A 17,565-nucleotide genomic window follows, 5' to 3' on the forward strand; every position below is an offset into this window, starting at 1 on the left:
ATGGTTTTTATGCCATTGCCCTGGTCTGCATCAAACGCAGGTGAAAAGACCCGAAAAGTATAGCTGCTGTCGCGCCCTTCCGGCGTGGCGAAATGTTGGTCAAAAAGGGGTAAAAAGGAGCATAAAATATGGGCCTGTTATAAGTCCTGTTTCTGAGGGGTACCCCCCCATGAAAAATCCGCATAATCCCAGCATTGACAGGACCTCCCCCGCATTTTATTTATAGGGCCGTATTTTGCGCCTGCACCTGTTCTCGCTTCATTCTTGTGCCAAGGTCGCTCTATTCATTCCCTGACACGAGGTTGTTATGACGAGTTTTGTGGTCGCCAAGTTTGGCGGCACCAGTGTGGCAGACTACGATGCCATGAACCGCAGCGCCGATGTGGTGCTGGCCGATCCGAATACCCGCCTGGTGGTACTTTCCGCCTCAGCCGGCGTGACGAACCTGCTGGTTTCTCTGTCTGAAGGACTGGAAGCGACCGAGCGTTTCGTGAAGCTGGATGCACTGCACAAAATTCAGTTCGACATTCTCGAGCGTCTGCAAAACCCGAACGTCATTCGTGAGGAAGTGGAACGCCTGCTGGAAAATATCACCACTCTGGCCGAAGCCGCGTCGCTGGCAACCTCTACCGCCCTGACCGATGAGCTGGTCAGCCACGGTGAATTAATGTCTACCCTGCTGTTCGTTGAGATCATGCGCGAGCGCAATATTCAGGCGCAGTGGTTCGACGTGCGTAAAGTCATGCGCACCAGCGACCGCTTTGGCCGCGCCGAGCCGGACGTGGAAGTCCTGGCTGAGCTGACTAACCAGCAGCTTGCCCCGCGCCTGGATGAAGGCATAGTGATCACCCAGGGCTTTATCGGCAGCGAAGCCAAAGGGCGCACAACCACGCTGGGCCGTGGCGGTAGCGACTACACCGCCGCCCTGCTGGGTGAAGCCCTGCACGCCACCCGCGTGGATATCTGGACGGACGTGCCGGGAATTTACACCACCGACCCGCGCGTGGTCTCTGCGGCAAAACGTATTGACGTGATCGCCTTTGAAGAAGCGGCTGAAATGGCGACTTTCGGCGCGAAAGTGCTGCACCCGGCCACGCTGCTGCCCGCCGTGCGCAGCGACATTCCGGTCTTCGTTGGCTCCAGTAAAGATCCAAAGGCGGGCGGGACGCTGGTCTGCAAGAAAACCGAGAACCCGCCGCTGTTCCGCGCGCTGGCCCTGCGTCGTAAGCAGACGCTGGTTACCCTGCACAGCCATAATATGCTGCATTCCCGCGGCTTCCTGGCAGAAGTGTTTGGCATCCTGGCGCGCCACAATATCTCTGTAGATTTGATTACCACTTCCGAAGTGAGTATTGCGCTGACGCTGGACACCACCGGTTCAACCTCAACGGGTGATACCCTGCTGACGCAGTCGCTGCTGATTGAGCTTTCCGAGTTGTGCCGTGTGGAAGTGGAAGAAGACCTGGCGCTGGTGGCCATCATCGGCAACAAGCTGTCGCGCGCCTGTGGCGTGGGTAAAGAGGTGTTCGGCGTGCTCGACCCGTTCAATATCCGCATGATTTGCTACGGCGCGTCCAGCTACAACCTCTGCTTCCTGGTCCCTGCCGATCAGGCCGAGCAGGTCGTGCAGAAACTTCATCAGAATTTGTTTGAATAAAATTCGTTAGCACGATAAACAATATCAATAAGCCGGGCACAGACCCGGCTTTTTTATAACAAAACAACACGACAATACTGCAAGGAATTCACTATGCTCTCCGCTATCACCCGGCTGTTCCCGTTATGGGCGCTGCTGCTCTCTGTACTCGCGTATTACACTCCTGCCACGTTCACGGGCATTGGTCCGTGGGTCACCACGCTGCTGATGCTGATTATGTTCGGCATGGGCGTGCATCTGAAAATTGACGATTTCAAACGCGTGCTGTCTCGCCCGGCGCCGGTTGCCGCAGGGATTTTCCTGCACTACCTGGTGATGCCGCTCGCGGCCTGGCTGCTGGCGATGGCCTTTAAGATGCCGCCCGACCTTTCCGCCGGGATGGTGCTCGTGGGGAGCGTCGCCAGCGGCACGGCATCTAACGTCATGATCTATCTGGCGAAAGGCGACGTGGCGCTTTCCGTCACCATCTCGTCCGTTTCCACGCTGGTGGGCGTGATTGCCACGCCTCTGTTAACCCGCCTGTACGTGGACGCACATATCCAGGTGGACGTGATGGGCATGCTGCTCAGCATCCTGCAAATCGTGGTGATCCCGATTGCGCTGGGGCTGGTGATCCACCATCTCTTCCCGCGGGTGGTAAAAGCGGTTGAGCCGTATCTGCCCGCGTTTTCGATGATCTGCATACTGGCCATTATCAGCGCCGTGGTAGCCGGTTCCGCATCGCACATTGCTTCGGTGGGCTTTGTGGTGATCGTCGCGGTTGTGCTGCATAACACTATTGGTCTGCTGGGCGGTTACTGGGGCGGGAAGCTGTTTGGCTTTGACGAATCCACCTGCCGCACGCTGGCGATCGAAGTGGGGATGCAGAACTCCGGCCTGGCGGCGGCGCTGGGTAAAATTTACTTCTCACCGCTGGCAGCGCTACCGGGGGCGCTGTTCTCCGTCTGGCATAACCTGTCCGGTTCGCTGTTAGCAGGGTACTGGTCCGGTAAGCCGATTGATGACCAACCGAAAAAAGATGCGGTGAAACAGGGTTAATTGTCCCGGCTTGCTTTACACTGAAGCCTCCCCATCAGGAGGCTTCAGCAATGGCTACACCACGTTTGACCCAGAAAGACATGACCGAAGCCGAGCAGCGCGAACTTAAAACGCTTCTCGACCGCGCCCGCATCGCGCATGGCCGCACGCTGACGAACGCCGAAACCAATCAGGTTAAAAAAGAGTACATCGACAAGCTGATGGCGCAACGTGAGGCTGCGGCGAAAAAAGCCCGCAAGCTGAAAAAAGAGCAGGCTTATAAGCCGGATGCAGAGGCGACCTTTTCCTGGTCCGCCAATACATCAACCCGTGGAAGGCGCTAATTAGCGCCCTTTCTTTTTGCGCCCCGGCTGGGTAAAGCGTTTTCCGTTACCCGGCTTGCCCCGCCCTTTCTCTTCTGCCTGCGGTGCCTTCACCACCGGACGTTTAATCGCCTGCGTTTTCGGTTTGGCTTTGGCTTTCGGCTTCGCTTCGGACGAGGAGTTTTCGATAAGCTTGAACAGCTCGATCAGCTCGTCATCCGTTAAGTCACGCCACTCGCCCAGCGGGATCCCGGACAGGCTGACGTTCATGATGCGCGTGCGTTCCAGCTTCGTCACTTCATAACCGAAGTACTCGCACATGCGGCGGATCTGGCGGTTCAGGCCCTGAACCAGCGTGATGCGGAACGCGAACGGCGCTTCTTTTTTGACTTTACACTTCTTCGTCACGGTGCCCAGAATCGGCACGCCTGCGCCCATCCCGCGAATGAACTCGTCCGTCACCGGCTTGTTCACCGTCACGATGTACTCTTTCTCGTGGTCGTTACCGGCACGCAGAATTTTGTTGACCAGATCGCCGTGGTTGGTGAGGAAAATCAGCCCCTGAGAGTCCTTATCCAGACGGCCAATCGGGAAAATGCGGCTGCTATGGTTCACGAAATCAACAATGTTGTCCCGCTCGCCATCTTCCGTGGTGCTGACAATCCCAACCGGTTTGTTCAACGCGATAAACACCAGGTCTTCGGCATCACGCGGTTCGATGACCTGACCATTCACTTTCACCACATCGCCAGGTACCACCTGATCACCAATGGTGGCGCGTTTGCCGTTAAGAAACACGTTACCCTGTTCAATGTAACGGTCAGCCTCGCGACGTGAGCAGATCCCGCTCTCGCTAATGTATTTGTTTAATCGGGTTGATTGAGTTGGCAGCATAGTTTCTCCTGTGAAGGGCGAAATATACCTTAGGTTTGGGCTGGAAAAAAAGATTAGCCGACGGTTACTGAGACGGGTTTTTTAGTTTGCGAGACGCTTTCAGGATTTAGCGTCAGGCTATTTATCCTTGAGCTAACTCCTTTTAGCTTTACTCTCCAGAGACAATTGCTTGTAGTTTATAAATCACAGGGAGTAATATGAAGGAGATCGTTCAGACAGAATCCTTCCGACGCTGGGAGCAAAATTTAAAGGACAGGCGGGCAAAGACGATTATCGCTTCCCGCCTCTTTAGGCTGGCAAATGGCTTAGCGGGCGACATTAGACCCGTGGGGGAAGGTATCAGTGAACTGAGGATCCACTTTGGCCCGGGCTACAGAGTCTATTTTAAGGACCAGGGCAATTGCATCATCGTGCTGTTATGTGGTGGTGACAAAAGCAGCAGAGACATACTTATGGCAAAAATGCTGAGCAATGTATCCCAATGGCAGGAGTGAATGAGCATGCATAAATTAACACCCTACGATCCAGCCAACGCACTGGTGGATGACGAGGAAATCGCTGTGTTTATGGCTGATGCATTAGAGACGGGTGACTCAGCGTACATTGCTAAAGCGCTGGGCGTCATCGCCCGAGCGAAAGGGATGTCGACTATTTCCCTGCAAACGGGCCTGTCACGAGAACAACTGTATCGATCATTCAGTGATAAGGGGAACCCAACGCTCAAAACCACGCTGGCGGTCATGAAAGCATTGGGCCTTGGGTTAACAATCAAACCCTCTGGGGATTAATACTCATCCCGCTCGTCATCTTCATCCGGTTGCTCCATCACGCTGTACGCCACCGCGCAGAACAACGAGTTGAGACGTTTCATATCGCCCAGCAGCCCCAGATGGAGCGAGCTGGTTTCGATACTCTGCACGTTCTGCTGATGCAGACGCTCAACGTGGGCGTGCGAGTAGCGGCGATTAAGGATGCGGAAACGATGCTTGTTGCGGCGCAGGCGGCGCGCGCTCGGCACGTCGCTGGAGAAGAAGACCGACATCGCCAGCTTCAGGTTGCTGACCAGCTGTTCGTGCAGCGCTTCCAGCTCCTTCAGCCCTTCCACAGAAAACGCCCGACGTGCTGCCAGGGATTTGTCCGCGATTTCACTACCCATACGCTCGACAATATCCGAAGCCTGCTCCAGGTTAAGCGACATCTCAATGATTTCCGCCCAGCGGCGGGATTCCTCTTCCGCCAGCTCGTCCTGGGGGATCCGCGCCAGATAGAGCTTGATGGCGGTATACAGCACGTTGATATCGTCCGCCAGCCTGCGCAACTCTTTTTCTTCGCGCGGCTCGCCGTGCATCACCTTTTGCAACCCTTCCAGCATGGTTTCCATCGCGTCACCCATGCGCAGCGTTTCGCGGGCGGCATTGGCGATGGCCAGCGCGGGCGTGTCCAGCACAGAGGTGTCCAGATGCTTCGGTTTAAGGCGCGCGTCCAGCTCCGGTTCATCACGAATTAGCCGCTCGCAGAAGCGGGCCATCGGCGCGGCAAACGGCACCATCGCCAGGCAGCGCACCAGGTTGTAGAAGACGTGGAAGTAGATCACCAGCTCCGCTTTCGGCAGAGAGAGATTGTCCATCAGGTTCGCCAGCGGGTGCACAAACGGAAGAATGATCAGGCTACCCACCAGCTTGAAGAGCAAACTCCCCAGCGCCACGCGGCGGGCGGCAGCGTTGGCGGCGCTGTTGTTGAGCATCGCCAGCAGGCCAGAGCCGAGGTTGGCACCGATCACCAGGCACAGCGCCACCGGGAAGGAAATGACCCCTGCGGCGGTTAAGGTCGCCGTCAGCAGGACCGCTGCCAGGCTGGAGTAGCTGACGATGGCGAATACTGCGCCGATCAGCGCATCCAGCATAATATCGCCGGTTAACGAGGCGAAGATGACCTGTACACCGTTGGCCTGGGTGATCGGCGTGACAGCCTGCACAATCAACTCCAGCGCCAGCAGGATCAGCCCGAGGCCAATACCGACGCGGCCAAGCTGCCCGGCACGGCTTTGCTTACGGCCGAGGAAGAAAATGACGCCGATAAAAATCAGCAGCGGCGACAGCCAGGAGAGATCGAACGTCAGGATACGCGCCATCAGCGCGGTACCGACGTCGGCGCCCAGGACAATCACCAGCGCCGGGGCGAGCGCCACCAGATCCTGCGCCACGAACGAGGTGACGAGCATGGTGGTGGCGTTGCTGCTTTGCACCAGCGCCGTGACGCCAATACCCGCGCAGAAGGCGAGCGGCTTCTTCTCAACGCTGCCGCTGAGAACGGTACGTAAACGTGCGCCAAACACACGCATCACGCCGGTACGAACGATATGGGTGCCCCATACCAGCAGTGCGACTGCGGAGAGCAGGTGTAACAACGTCAACACGGTAGGCATTCCTCCTTATCGTTATTCGTTTTCCTGAGGTTCAGTATAAGGGTTTAAACGTAAGAAAGAGACAAGGCACCATAGCGGTGCCCTGTTTGTTGTAAGGAAAAGTGACGTTAGTCTGCGTCGTAGCCTAAATTCGGCGCCAGCCAGCGTTCCACCTCTGACACGCTCATGCCTTTACGCAGAGCGTAATCCTCAATCTGATCGCGCTGAAGCTGTGCCACGGCGAAGTACTTGCTGCCCGGATGGCTGAAGTACCAGCCGGAAACGGACGCGCCCGGCCACATGGCAAATGACTCGGTGAGCTTCATGCCCGTATGCGCTTCTACGTCCAGCAGTTTCCAGATAGTGCCCTTCTCGGTATGTTCCGGACACGCCGGATACCCCGGTGCCGGACGAATGCCCTGGTAGTTTTCGCGGATCAGCTCCTCGTTGCTGAGGTTCTCATTCGCCGCGTAGCCCCAGTGCACCTTACGTACGCGCTCGTGCAGATACTCGGCAAAGGCTTCCGCCAGGCGATCGGCAATCGCTTTCACCATGATTTTGTTGTAATCATCGTGCTGCCCGTCGTACGCATCCGCCAGCGCGTCTTCTTCCAGACCGCCGGTTACGGCAAAGGCGCCGATATAGTCGGCTTTACCGGAGAGTTTCGGTGCGACGAAATCCGCCAGGCAGTAGTTGGCAAAGCCCACTTTCTCGGTTTGCTGGCGCAGATGGTGGCTCACGGCCAGCACATGGGTGCGGGTTTCATCGCGGTAGATTTCCACGTCGTCGCCCACGCGGTTCGCCGGGAACAGCCCCACCACGCCGCGCGGGTTGAGGGCTTTCTCTGCGCTCAGCCTGTCGAGCATGTCGTTAGCATCTTTAAACAGGCGCTTCGCCTCTTCGCCCACCACCTCATCTTCAAGAATGCGCGGATATTTGCCCGCCAGCGACCAGGTCATGAAGAACGGCGTCCAGTCGATGTAGTTACGCAGCGTTTCGATGCTGGCCGTCACGTCCTGCACGCCCAGACGGTGTGCGACCGGCGGCGTATAGCTGGACCAGTCGAACGCCAGATCGTTTTCGCGCGCCGCCTGAAGCGAAACCGGCGGCGTGCGCGGTTTCTTACGTCCATGCTGAATGCGGACGGTTTCATACTCTTTGCGGGTGCGGGCGACAAAGTCATCGCGCTGGGTGTCAGACAGCAGCGCGGAGACCACGCCCACGGTGCGCGAGGCGTTTTGGACATACACCGTCGGCCCGCTGTAGTTCTGCTCGATTTTCACCGCCGTGTGGGCTTTCGAGGTGGTTGCCCCGCCAATCAGCAGTGGAATGGTGAAGCCCTGGCGCTCCATCTCTTTTGCCACGTTGACCATTTCGTCCAGCGACGGCGTAATCAGCCCGGAAAGACCAATCAAATCCGCATTCACTTCGCGCGCGGTCCTGAGGATTTTATCCGCCGGGACCATCACGCCAAGATCGATAATTTCGTAGTTATTACACTGCAACACCACGCCAACGATGTTTTTGCCGATGTCGTGTACGTCGCCCTTCACGGTGGCGATGACCATTTTACCGTTACTGGAGCCCTTCTCTTTGCTGGCTTCGATAAAGGGTTCCAGATACGCCACCGCCTGTTTCATGACGCGGGCGGATTTCACCACCTGCGGCAGGAACATTTTGCCCTCGCCAAACAGATCGCCGACCACGTTCATGCCGTCCATCAGCGGCCCTTCGATCACTTCAATCGGACGGGCGGCCTGCTGACGCGCTTCCTCAGTATCCTGCTCGATAAACTCGGTAATGCCTTTTACCAGCGAGTATTCCAGACGCTTATTCACATCCCAGGAGCGCCATTCGGCCTGTTGAACGTTGGCTGATTCGTCAGATTTACTGCCGCGGTATTTTTCCGCCAGATCCAGCATGCGTTCGGTGGCGTCGTCACGACGATTGAGGATCACGTCTTCTACGGCGTCGCGCAGCTCGGCTGGCAGATCGTCGTAAATTGCCAGCTGGCCGGCGTTGACGATCCCCATGTCCATCCCGTTGCGGATGGCATAATAGAGGAACACGGCGTGGATCGCCTCACGAACCGGGTCGTTGCCGCGGAACGAGAACGAGACGTTTGACACGCCGCCGGAGATCAGCGCATGCGGCAGTTCGCGTTTAATGTCTTCACACGCGCCGATGAAGTCCTGGGCGTAGTTGTTGTGCTCTTCGATGCCGGTCGCGACGGCGAAGATGTTCGGGTCGAAGATGATGTCTTCCGGCGGGAAGCCCACCTCTTCGGTCAAAATTTTGTACGCGCGGCGGCAAATCTCAATCTTGCGCTCGCGGGTATCGGCCTGACCCACTTCATCGAAGGCCATCACCACCACGGCGGCCCCGTAGCGACGCACCAGCTTCGCGTGGTGGATAAAGGTATCGACCCCCTCTTTCATTGAGATAGAGTTAACGATGCCTTTGCCCTGAATGCACTTCAGCCCTTTTTCGATGACGTCCCATTTGGAGGAGTCAATCATGATCGGCACGCGGGCGATATCCGGCTCACCGGCAATCAGGTTGAGGAAACGCACCATCGCCGCTTCGGCGTCGAGCATCCCCTCGTCCATGTTGATATCGATAATCTGCGCGCCGCTTTCCACCTGCTGGCGAGCAACATCCAGCGCTTCGCTGTACTTCTCTTCTTTGATCAGGCGCTTGAACTTCGCAGAACCGGTAACGTTAGTACGTTCACCCACGTTCACAAACAGGCTGTCGTCGCCGATGGTCAACGGCTCCAGGCCGGACAGGCGACAGGCAACCGGCAGTTCGGGCAGCTTGCGCGGCGGCAATCCGGCCACGGCGTTGCTCATGGCGGCGATATGCTCAGGCGTGGTGCCGCAGCAGCCGCCGACGATGTTGAGGAAACCAGATTCAGCCCATTCGCGGATTTGCGCCGCCATGGTGTCGGCATCCAGATCGTACTCACCAAACGCGTTCGGCAGACCGGCGTTCGGGTGGGCGGTGACGTAGCATTCCGCGATACGGGAAAGCTCCTGCACGTACTGGCGCAGCTCGTCCGGCCCCAGCGCGCAGTTCAGGCCGAAGGAGAGCGCTTCGGCATGGCGCAGAGAGTTATAAAACGCTTCGGTTGTCTGGCCGGAAAGCGTGCGCCCCGAGGCATCGGTGATGGTACCGGAAATCATGATCGGCAGGTCGACGCCCAGCGACTCGAACTCCTCTTTTACCGCGTAAATTGCCGCTTTGGCGTTGAGGGTGTCGAATACGGTTTCAATCAGGATCAGGTCGGAGCCGCCTTCCACCAGCGCTTTAGTGGACTCCCGATACGCGGCCACCAGCTGGTCAAACGTGATGTTCCGAAACGCCGGGTCGTTCACGTCCGGAGAAATCGACGCGGTGCGGTTGGTTGGGCCAAGCACCCCGGCAACGTAGCGCGGCTTGTCCGGCGTGCGGGCCGTCCACTCGTCGGCGCAGGCGCGCGCAAGCTTTGCGGCTTCAAAGTTGATCTCCGCCGACAGGGATTCCATCTGGTAATCCGCCATGGCGATGGTTGTCGAGTTAAAGGTGTTGGTTTCAACGATATCCGCACCCGCTTCGAAGTAGGCGTTGTGGATATCCTTGATCACGGACGGCTTGCTGAGCACCAGCAGGTCGTTGTTCCCTTTCAGGTCACAAGGCCAGTCGGCAAAGCGCTCGCCGCGGAAATCGTCTTCGCTCAGGCGATAACCCTGGATCATGGTGCCCATGCCGCCGTCCAGCACCAGAATTCGTTCATTTAACTGCGCACGCAGTTGCTCTACTTTGCTGCTCACACTTGCTCCCGACAACGCTCAACATGGCCAAAAGGCTGCGTTCCATACTGGCATAATCTCGCAGGGTCGAAAAGTCACACAGCGGTAACATGAGACATGTTCACTATCACTCCTCCGATCAGTCAGGAAAGCGGTTGCAAAACCACCAAATAAAACGAAAATGATTTCCACGATACAGAAAAAGGAGTTCGTCATGGTTACGACCGTTCCCGCTAAACGCGGCAGAAAACCTGCTGCCACCACCGCTGCCGCACAACAGGGTGGACAGGTTCAATCGCTCACGCGCGGTCTGAAGCTGCTGGAGTGGATAGCCGAGTCGCACAGCAGCGTGGCCCTGACGGAGCTGGCCCAGCAGGCTGGCCTGCCGAACTCCACGACGCACCGCCTGCTGACCACCATGCAGCAGCTGGGCTTTGTCCGCCAGGTAGGCGAGCTGGGGCACTGGGCGGTGGGCGCGCATGCGTTTATCGTGGGCAGCAGCTTCCTGCAGAGCCGTAACCTGCTGGCGATTGTGCACCCGATTCTGCGCAAATTGATGGAAGAGTCGGGCGAGACCGTGAATCTGGCCGTGCTCGACCAGAGCGACCATCAGGCGATTATCATCGACCAGGTGCAATGCACGCAGCTGATGCGCATGTCCGCGCCGATTGGCGGCAAGCTGCCGATGCATGCCTCAGGGGCGGGTAAAGCGTTCCTCTCGCAGCTGACCGAGGAGCAGGTGACGGGGCTGCTGCACCGTAAAGGACTGCATGCCTATACCCACGCCACGCTGGTTTCGCCGGTGCATCTGAAAGAAGATTTGGCCCTGACCCGCAAGCGCGGCTATTCGTTTGACGATGAGGAGCACGCCCTCGGCCTGCGCTGTATCGCAGCCTGCATTTTTGACGAGCACCGCGAGCCGTTTGCCGCCATCTCTATCTCCGGGCCGATTTCACGTATGACCGACGATCGGGTCACTGAGTTGGGTGCGCTGGTGATTAAGGCGGCGAAAGAGGTCACGCTGGCGTACGGTGGGATTCGTTAAGCATGCATTGCCGGGTGGCGGCTTCGCCTTACCCGGCCTACATGATGCCCTCTGAAAACCGGATGCAAAACCGCTGCTTGCGGCGGTAAGCGTACACATCTTCCACGTGCCCGTTTTTGATCCGCGTTTGCAGTCCCCGCCAGTAGCTGGCGCGGAACAGATCAGCATGCATCTCTTCGAATAGCGGCCCGATGCGCGGATCGGCGCACAGCCAGTGTCGAAACTCTTCGGGAAACACATCGCCCGGCGAAACGCTGTACCACGGCTCGCTGGAAAGCTCATCTTCCGGGTAGCGGGGCGGTGGGATATCGCGGAAGTTCACCTCGGTCATGTAGCAAATTTCGTCGTAATCGTAGAACACCACCCGCCCGTGACGGGTGACGCCGAAGTTTTTAAACAGCATATCGCCCGGGAAGATATTGGCGGCGGCAAGCTGGCGAATCGCGTTGCCGTACTCTTCAATCGCATCTCTTAAAGCCTGCCCCTCGGACTGCTCCAGCCAGATATTCAGCGGCACCATGCGTCGTTCAATGTAGAGATGGCTGATCGCGATTTTATCGCCAAGATCGGTGATTTTGGCGGGTGCTTCCTGCAGTAAAAGCGCCATGAGTGCCGGATCGATCTGCTGCTTATCCAGCACAAAGTTTTCGAACTCCTGGGTATCCGCCATGCGCCCAACGCGGTCGTGCTCTTTAACCAGCTGATAGCAGGCGCGAACGTGCGCGGCGCTCATCTCTTTCTGCGGCGCGAATTTATCCTTAATCACCTTAAAGACCCGGTCGAAGCCCGGCAGCGTAAAAACCAGCATCACCATGCCGCGGATCCCCGGCGCTTCGATAAACTGCTCATCAGCCGTGGTGACATAACGCAGGTATTCCCGATAACTTTCCGTTTTGGCATGCTTCTGACAGCCAATCGCCATGTACAGCTCGGCGGTGGTTTTGCCCGGCAGGATCTCGCGCAGCCACTCCACCAGGGCGGCAGGCAGTGGGGCATAGACCATGAAATAGGAACGGGCGAAGCCAAATACGATACTGGCCTCAGCGCTGGTAGTCAGGCAGGTATCGACAAACAGTTCGCCGTCGTCGGTACGGTGAATGGGCAGCAGAAACGGCACGATGGCTGTCGGCGTAACCAGTTTGCCCACCAGCCAGGCGGCCTTATTCCGGTAGAAAAGCTCGTTGGCAACCTGCAAATGGCTGCGGCTGAGCACCTCCTCGCCGAAGGTTTCACTGAGATACGCGTGGATATAGCCGATATCCCGGGGTTTATTCTCCCACGGCAGGCGCAGCGGCAAATCCGTTAAGACGCGGTGCAGGAGCTTTTCCCAGCCGCGATCGGGAAAGAAATCTTTCGCCAGCGGACGCGGAATGGTACGGAAGCGGCGCTCCGGCTGGGAGCTGAAGATAAATAACCGCTCAGGAGATAATGAGCGGTGGTCAAATAACCGGCAATAGACGGAGTTGAAAAAGCTCTCCGCAATCTCGAAGCGCGGGTAGTCGGGTAACAGATGGGTGTAATGCTCTTTCACGCGCAGTAAAAAATCCGCATCCGGGCTTTTACCGTCGGTGATACAGCGCAGTTGCTCCACCACCAGACCTACATGGTGATCATAAAGATGGATACGCTGCTTCATGGCCTGCTGAACCGCATGCCAGTCGGCGTGCTCAAAACGCTGTTGCGCGCCGGAGGTGACTTCCAGAAAGCGGCCATATTGGGCATCGAAGCCCTGCAAAATAGTTTGGGCAATCAGTAATTCCAGACCACGCGACATATATTCCCCCTCACCCCAACCCTCTCCCCGAGGGGGGAGAGGGGGAAAAGATTAGAACTGTGCTTCTTCCGTTGAGCCCGTTAATGCCGTGACGGAGGAGGCCCCGCCCTGAATAATCGTGGTCACATTATCGAAGTAGCCGGTTCCCACTTCCTGCTGGTGCGAAACGAAGGTATATCCCTCTTTGCCTGCCGCAAATTCTGGCTGCTGCACCTTCTCAACGTAGTGCTTCATGCCTTCGCCCTGCGCGTAGGCATGCGCCAGGTCGAACATGTTGAACCACATGCTGTGGATACCCGCCAGGGTGATGAACTGGTACTTGTAGCCCATATCCGACAGCTGCTGCTGGAAGCTGGCGATGGTGGTATCGTCCAGATTCTTTTGCCAGTTGAAGGACGGCGAACAGTTATAGGCCAGCAGCTTGCCCGGATACTTCGCATGAATCGCATCGGCAAAGCGCTTCGCCAGCGCCAGATCCGGCGTGGAGGTTTCACACCAGACCAGGTCGGCGTAAGGGGCATACGCCAGGCCGCGGCTGATCGCCTGTTCAATACCGGCATGCGTGCGATAGAACCCTTCGCTGGTACGTTCGCCGGTAATGAATTCGCTGTCATACGGGTCGCAGTCAGAGGTGATCAGGTCCGCCGCGTCCGCATCGGTACGGGCAATCACCAGCGTCGGCACGCCGAGCACGTCAGCAGCCAGACGCGCGGCAACCAGCTTCTGGATCGCTTCCTGGGTTGGCACCAGTACTTTCCCGCCCATATGCCCGCACTTCTTCACCGACGCCAGCTGATCTTCAAAGTGTACGGCTGCTGCACCGGCCTCAATCATCGATTTCATCAGCTCAAAGGCGTTCAGCACGCCGCCGAAACCGGCTTCCGCATCGGCGACGATCGGCAGAAAATAGTCGATAAAACGCGGATCGTGGGGTTCGATACCCGCAGCCCACTGGATCTGATCCGCACGGCGGAAGGTATTGTTGATCCGATCCACCACTGACGGCACCGAGTTCGCCGGATAAAGAGATTGATCCGGATACATGCTGGAGGCAAGGTTAGCATCCGCCGCGACCTGCCAGCCGGAAAGATAGATAGCCTCAATGCCGGCCTTCGCCTGCTGCAATGCCTGACCGCCAGTCAGTGCGCCGAGGCTGTTGATATAGCCTTTTTTAGCTCCCCCGTGCAGCAGATCCCACATTTTCGCCGCGCCGTTCTGCGCCAGCGTACATTCCGGGTTAACCGAGCCGCGTAACTTCACCACTTCCTCTGCGCTGTACGGGCGGCGAATGCCTTCCCAGCGCGGTTGGGTCCACTCTTTTTGTAACTCTTCGATCTGTTGGGTACGGGTTTTCATGTGCAGATGCTCCATATTGTTATGTGGTGAATTACGCCAGGAAGCGGTAGCCCGGCAGGGTCAGGAAGTCGATTAAGTCATCAGAGGTGGTGATTTGCTCCATCAGACGTGCAGCATCGTCAAAACGCCCACTGCTGAAGCGGTGCTCGCCCAGTTCGTCCTGGATGACCCGCATCTCTTCGGCCAGCATCTGACGGAACAGGGCTTTGGTTACCGGTTTGCCGTTGCTGAGCGTTTTTTGATGGTGGATCCACTGCCAGATGGAGGTACGTGAAATTTCCGCCGTGGCGGCATCTTCCATCAGGCCGTAAATCGGCACGCAGCCGTTGCCGGAGATCCATGCCTCGATGTACTGCACGGCGACGCGAATATTGGCGCGCATCCCCTCTTCCGTGCGTTCGCCCGCACACGGCGCCAGCAACTGTTCTTCTGCGATGGGCGCATCATCTTCACGGGTGACAAACAGCTGGTTTTTGTTGTCGCCGAGTACGCGGTTAAAGACTTCCATCGCCGTATCGGCCAGACCAGGATGGGCAATCCACGTCCCGTCGTGGCCATTACGGGCTTCCAGCTCTTTATCGGCTTTCACCTTGTTGAGCACATGGTTGTTACGCTCAGCATCTTTGCTCGGGATAAAGGCCGCCATGCCGCCCATCGCAAAGGCGCCGCGTTTGTGACAGGTCTTAATCAGCAGGCGCGAGTAGGCGCTGAGGAACGGTTTATCCATAGTCACAACCTGACGATCCGGCAATACCCGGTCGGCATGGTTTTTCAGCGTTTTGATGTAGCTGAAGATGTAATCCCAGCGGCCGCAGTTCAGGCCCACAATATGGTCACGCAGCGCATGGAGGATCTCATGCATCTGGAATACGGCAGGCAGGGTTTCAATCAGCAGCGTGGCTTTAATGGTGCCGCGCGGCAGGCTGAAGCGGTCTTCTGCGTAGCTGAAAACTTCACTCCACCACGCCGCTTCCTGCCAGGACTGGGTTTTCGGCAGATAGAAATAGGGGCCGCTGCCTTTCGCCAGCAGGTTTTTATGGTTGTGGAAGAAGTACAGCGCAAAGTCGAACAGGCTGCCCGGAATCGCTTCTCCGCGCCAGGTGACGTGCTTTTCTGGCAAATGCAGACCGCGTACGCGACAGATCAGCACCGCCGGATTCGGTTTGAGCTGGTAAATTTTACCGGCTTCGTTGGTATAGCTGATGGTGCCATTGACGGCGTCGCGCAGGTTGATCTGCCCGTCGATAACTTTCTGCCAGTCCGGTGCCAGCGAGTCTTCAAAATCGGCCATAAAGACTTTGACGTTGGCATTCATGGCGTTGATCACCATTTTGCGCTCTACCGGGCCGGTGATCTCCACACGACGATCCTGTAAATCTTCAGGGATTCCGCGGATTTTCCAATCACCATGACGAATGGAAGCAGTTTCCGAAATAAATCCTGGCAACTTGCCGTTATCGATCCCCTGCTGTTGGTGAATGCGCGCCGCCAGCAGTTTATTACGCTGTGGCGTAAAGCGAGTCACCAGTTCAGTCAGAAACTCTACCGCTTCTGCCGTCAAAACTTGCTGTTCTTGCTCACCATTCGGCTGGGTAAAGGTCAGTTCATCGACCGTTGTTGCCTGTTGAGTCATCGTTCTGCTCCTCATCAAAGATCCAAATCACGCCCCCGACGCGAGCGAAAGATCGTTGTGTAGTTTTCGCTCAGCAGAATTAAGACTATCTATAATTTTTCCAAAATCAAAAACAATTTCCATTTTAATTTTAATTGCAACGCAACTTCATGATTACTATAGAGTTAAAGTTTCCTGGTATGTTGAACAGGATTTCGGAAATAAAAAAGGCACCCGAAGGTGCCTGATCTGAATAGCTGAAACGCTTTAGGATCGTTTAATGCAGACGATTACTCCAGCGTCGGATTCATGTGGCGAAGATCGTACGGCGTAATCTGGTAGACGTAATAGTTGAGCCAGTTGGTAAACAGCAAATTTCCATGACTACGCCAGGTTGCCCGAGGCGTGTTTTGTGGATCGTTTTTCGGGAAATAGTTGTACGGGACATCCGGATTCAGACCCGCTTCAACGTCACGAAAATACTCTGCCGCGAGGGTATGCGGATCGTACTCAGGATGGCCGGTAACGAACGCGATGCGTTTGTCTTTACTGGCGAACAGGTAGGCATCGCCGTCTTCCGTTTCGGCCAGGATTTCCAGGTCGGTGTAATCTCGGATCAGCTGTGCCGGAAAATCGGCGTAGCGAGAATGCGGGGCCAGGAAAGTGTCATCGAAACCACGCGTCAGCAGCGCATGCGGGTGAAGGATGTGGTGTTCGTATACGCCAGAAAGTTTGTCGCTGCGGGTTTGCTTGGGAATACCATACAGGATATTCAATGCGGCCTGTACCGCCCAACAGACAAACAAGGTGGACGTGACGTGATCTTTTGCCCACTCCAGCACCTGCCTGATCTGTGGCCAGTAGGCAACGTCATTAAATTCCACCAGACCCAGCGGTGCGCCGGTGACGATCAATCCATCGAAGTTCTCATCGCGAATATCTTCAAAATTACAGTAGAAGTTATTCAGATGCTCAGCAGGCGTGTTGCGTGACTCACGCGCGTCAATGCGCAGCAACTGGATATCAACCTGAAGCGGAGAGTTGGAGAGCAAACGCAAGAACTGGTTCTCTGTTTCGATCTTCTTTGGCATCAAATTAAGGATCAGCACCTTCAGCGGGCGAATTTCCTGACCAGAAGCACGCGAAGTTGTCATTACGAAGACATTCTCTTCACGCAAGAAATTGACGGCTGGTAGCTCGTCCTGCACCCGAATCGGCATAACCTTAAATCCTCACAGCATACGTATAAACGTTTAGACATCCAGACAGCTAACGATACCCAGAAACGGGGTTAATGTCGAGCCTGCAAGCGTAAGGTGAGAAAGTTTCAAGGAGGGGACGGTGCGGTTTGGTGCCCTCACCCCGGCCCTCTCCCACAGGGAGAGGGAGAAAAACAAAAGCAAAAAACCCCGCACCTTACGGTACGGGGTTCTTCTTGTTTGATGCCTGGCAGTTCCCTACTCTCACATGGGGAGACCCCACACTACCATCGGCGCTACGGCGTTTCACTTCTGAGTTCGGCATGGGGTCAGGTGGGACCACCGCGCTAAAGCCGCCAGGCAAATTCTGTTTAATCTGTATCAGGCTGAAAATCGTGTCTGTCTCTTCGCCAAAACAGCTTCGGCGTTGTAAGGTTAAGCCTCACGGTTCATTAGTATCGGTTAGCTCAACGCATCGCTGCGCTTACACACC

13 protein-coding genes and 1 rRNA gene are annotated in these 17,565 nt (G+C 56.6%); 6 read left to right on the plus strand and 8 right to left on the minus strand.

Annotated features, from left to right (window positions below):
• Nucleotides 1-307 precede the first annotated feature (307 nt).
• The 3 genes from lysC (at nt 308) to DD597_RS22525 (ending at nt 3,018) form a co-directional block, all read left to right on the plus strand.
• Nucleotides 308-1,657, plus strand: coding sequence for a lysine-sensitive aspartokinase 3 (gene lysC / locus DD597_RS22515; RefSeq protein ID WP_129256597.1), 1,350 nt, complete (start codon nt 308-310; stop codon nt 1,655-1,657).
• Nucleotides 1,658-1,750: 93 nt separating this feature from the next.
• A complete protein-coding gene (panS, locus tag DD597_RS22520; protein ID WP_022650218.1) occupies nt 1,751-2,695 on the plus strand; it encodes a ketopantoate/pantoate/pantothenate transporter PanS in 945 nt (314 codons plus the stop codon).
• 50 nt (nt 2,696-2,745) lie between these two features.
• On the plus strand, nt 2,746-3,018 hold the full coding sequence (locus tag DD597_RS22525; RefSeq protein ID WP_003860346.1) for a DUF3811 domain-containing protein: 273 nt from the start codon (nt 2,746-2,748) through the stop codon (nt 3,016-3,018).
• Here the strand turns inward: DD597_RS22525 and rluF are convergent, their stop codons facing one another.
• A complete protein-coding gene (gene rluF / locus DD597_RS22530) occupies nt 3,019-3,891 on the minus strand; it encodes a 23S rRNA pseudouridine(2604) synthase RluF (protein ID WP_022646725.1) in 873 nt (290 codons plus the stop codon).
• 197 nt (nt 3,892-4,088) lie between these two features.
• Here rluF and DD597_RS22535 point away from each other — a divergent pair, with 197 nt between their 5' ends.
• Both DD597_RS22535 and DD597_RS22540 read left to right on the plus strand, forming a co-directional pair.
• Nucleotides 4,089-4,385, plus strand: coding sequence for a type II toxin-antitoxin system RelE/ParE family toxin (locus tag DD597_RS22535; protein WP_129256598.1), 297 nt, complete (start codon nt 4,089-4,091; stop codon nt 4,383-4,385).
• 6 nt (nt 4,386-4,391) lie between these two features.
• A complete protein-coding gene (locus tag DD597_RS22540) occupies nt 4,392-4,679 on the plus strand; it encodes an addiction module antidote protein (protein WP_032610152.1) in 288 nt (95 codons plus the stop codon).
• Here DD597_RS22540 and DD597_RS22545 read toward each other — a convergent pair.
• Both DD597_RS22545 and metH read right to left on the minus strand, forming a co-directional pair.
• A complete protein-coding gene (locus DD597_RS22545; RefSeq protein WP_003860350.1) occupies nt 4,676-6,307 on the minus strand; it encodes a Na/Pi cotransporter family protein in 1,632 nt (543 codons plus the stop codon). The genes DD597_RS22540 and DD597_RS22545 overlap by 4 nt on opposite strands.
• A 116-nt stretch (nt 6,308-6,423) precedes the next feature.
• Complete coding sequence (gene metH / locus DD597_RS22550; RefSeq protein WP_129256599.1) at nt 6,424-10,107, minus strand: methionine synthase; 3,684 nt, start codon at nt 10,105-10,107, stop codon at nt 6,424-6,426.
• Between the two features lie 193 nt (nt 10,108-10,300).
• On the opposite strand from metH, the gene iclR reads away from it, so the two are divergent.
• Nucleotides 10,301-11,131 (plus strand): glyoxylate bypass operon transcriptional repressor IclR, encoded by an 831-nt coding sequence (gene iclR, locus DD597_RS22555; RefSeq protein ID WP_129256600.1) that lies wholly within the window; start codon nt 10,301-10,303, stop codon nt 11,129-11,131.
• A 37-nt stretch (nt 11,132-11,168) separates the two neighbouring features.
• Here the strand turns inward: iclR and aceK are convergent, their stop codons facing one another.
• The 5 genes from aceK to rrf all read right to left on the minus strand — a co-directional run bounded on the left by aceK (nt 11,169) and on the right by rrf (nt 17,433).
• Nucleotides 11,169-12,905: a bifunctional isocitrate dehydrogenase kinase/phosphatase gene (aceK, locus tag DD597_RS22560; RefSeq protein ID WP_129256601.1), complete on the minus strand. Its 1,737-nt coding sequence runs from the start codon at nt 12,903-12,905 to the stop codon at nt 11,169-11,171.
• A 51-nt stretch (nt 12,906-12,956) separates the two neighbouring features.
• On the minus strand, nt 12,957-14,261 hold the full coding sequence (aceA, locus tag DD597_RS22565; RefSeq protein ID WP_003860356.1) for an isocitrate lyase: 1,305 nt from the start codon (nt 14,259-14,261) through the stop codon (nt 12,957-12,959).
• Nucleotides 14,262-14,292: 31 nt separating this feature from the next.
• Nucleotides 14,293-15,894 (minus strand): malate synthase A, encoded by a 1,602-nt coding sequence (aceB, locus tag DD597_RS22570; protein ID WP_003860359.1) that lies wholly within the window; start codon nt 15,892-15,894, stop codon nt 14,293-14,295.
• A 269-nt stretch (nt 15,895-16,163) separates the two neighbouring features.
• On the minus strand, nt 16,164-17,093 hold the full coding sequence (gene metA / locus DD597_RS22575; protein WP_003860360.1) for a homoserine O-succinyltransferase: 930 nt from the start codon (nt 17,091-17,093) through the stop codon (nt 16,164-16,166).
• Nucleotides 17,094-17,317: 224 nt separating this feature from the next.
• Nucleotides 17,318-17,433: ribosomal RNA gene (gene rrf / locus DD597_RS22580) — 5S ribosomal RNA — on the minus strand.
• Nucleotides 17,434-17,565 lie beyond the last annotated feature (132 nt).

The sequence above is a fragment of the Enterobacter cloacae complex sp. 677-3DZ2D5B genome, assembly GCF_004136695.1.
Lineage (GTDB): Bacteria > Pseudomonadota > Gammaproteobacteria > Enterobacterales > Enterobacteriaceae > Enterobacter > Enterobacter hormaechei_C.

What these genes read in the sequence shown, in the direction of transcription:
- lysC (WP_129256597.1), top strand. Translation starts at nt 308, where the DNA reads ATGACGAGTTTTGTGGTCGCCAAGTTTGGCGGCACCAGTGTGGCAGAC.
- panS (WP_022650218.1), top strand. Translation starts at nt 1,751, where the DNA reads ATGCTCTCCGCTATCACCCGGCTGTTCCCGTTATGGGCGCTGCTGCTC.
- DD597_RS22525 (WP_003860346.1), top strand. Translation starts at nt 2,746, where the DNA reads ATGGCTACACCACGTTTGACCCAGAAAGACATGACCGAAGCCGAGCAG.
- rluF (WP_022646725.1), bottom strand. Translation starts at nt 3,891, where the DNA reads ATGCTGCCAACTCAATCAACCCGATTAAACAAATACATTAGCGAGAGC.
- DD597_RS22535 (WP_129256598.1), top strand. Translation starts at nt 4,089, where the DNA reads ATGAAGGAGATCGTTCAGACAGAATCCTTCCGACGCTGGGAGCAAAAT.
- DD597_RS22540 (WP_032610152.1), top strand. Translation starts at nt 4,392, where the DNA reads ATGCATAAATTAACACCCTACGATCCAGCCAACGCACTGGTGGATGAC.
- iclR (WP_129256600.1), top strand. Translation starts at nt 10,301, where the DNA reads ATGGTTACGACCGTTCCCGCTAAACGCGGCAGAAAACCTGCTGCCACC.
- aceK (WP_129256601.1), bottom strand. Translation starts at nt 12,905, where the DNA reads ATGTCGCGTGGTCTGGAATTACTGATTGCCCAAACTATTTTGCAGGGC.
- aceA (WP_003860356.1), bottom strand. Translation starts at nt 14,261, where the DNA reads ATGAAAACCCGTACCCAACAGATCGAAGAGTTACAAAAAGAGTGGACC.
- aceB (WP_003860359.1), bottom strand. Translation starts at nt 15,894, where the DNA reads ATGACTCAACAGGCAACAACGGTCGATGAACTGACCTTTACCCAGCCG.
- metA (WP_003860360.1), bottom strand. Translation starts at nt 17,093, where the DNA reads ATGCCGATTCGGGTGCAGGACGAGCTACCAGCCGTCAATTTCTTGCGT.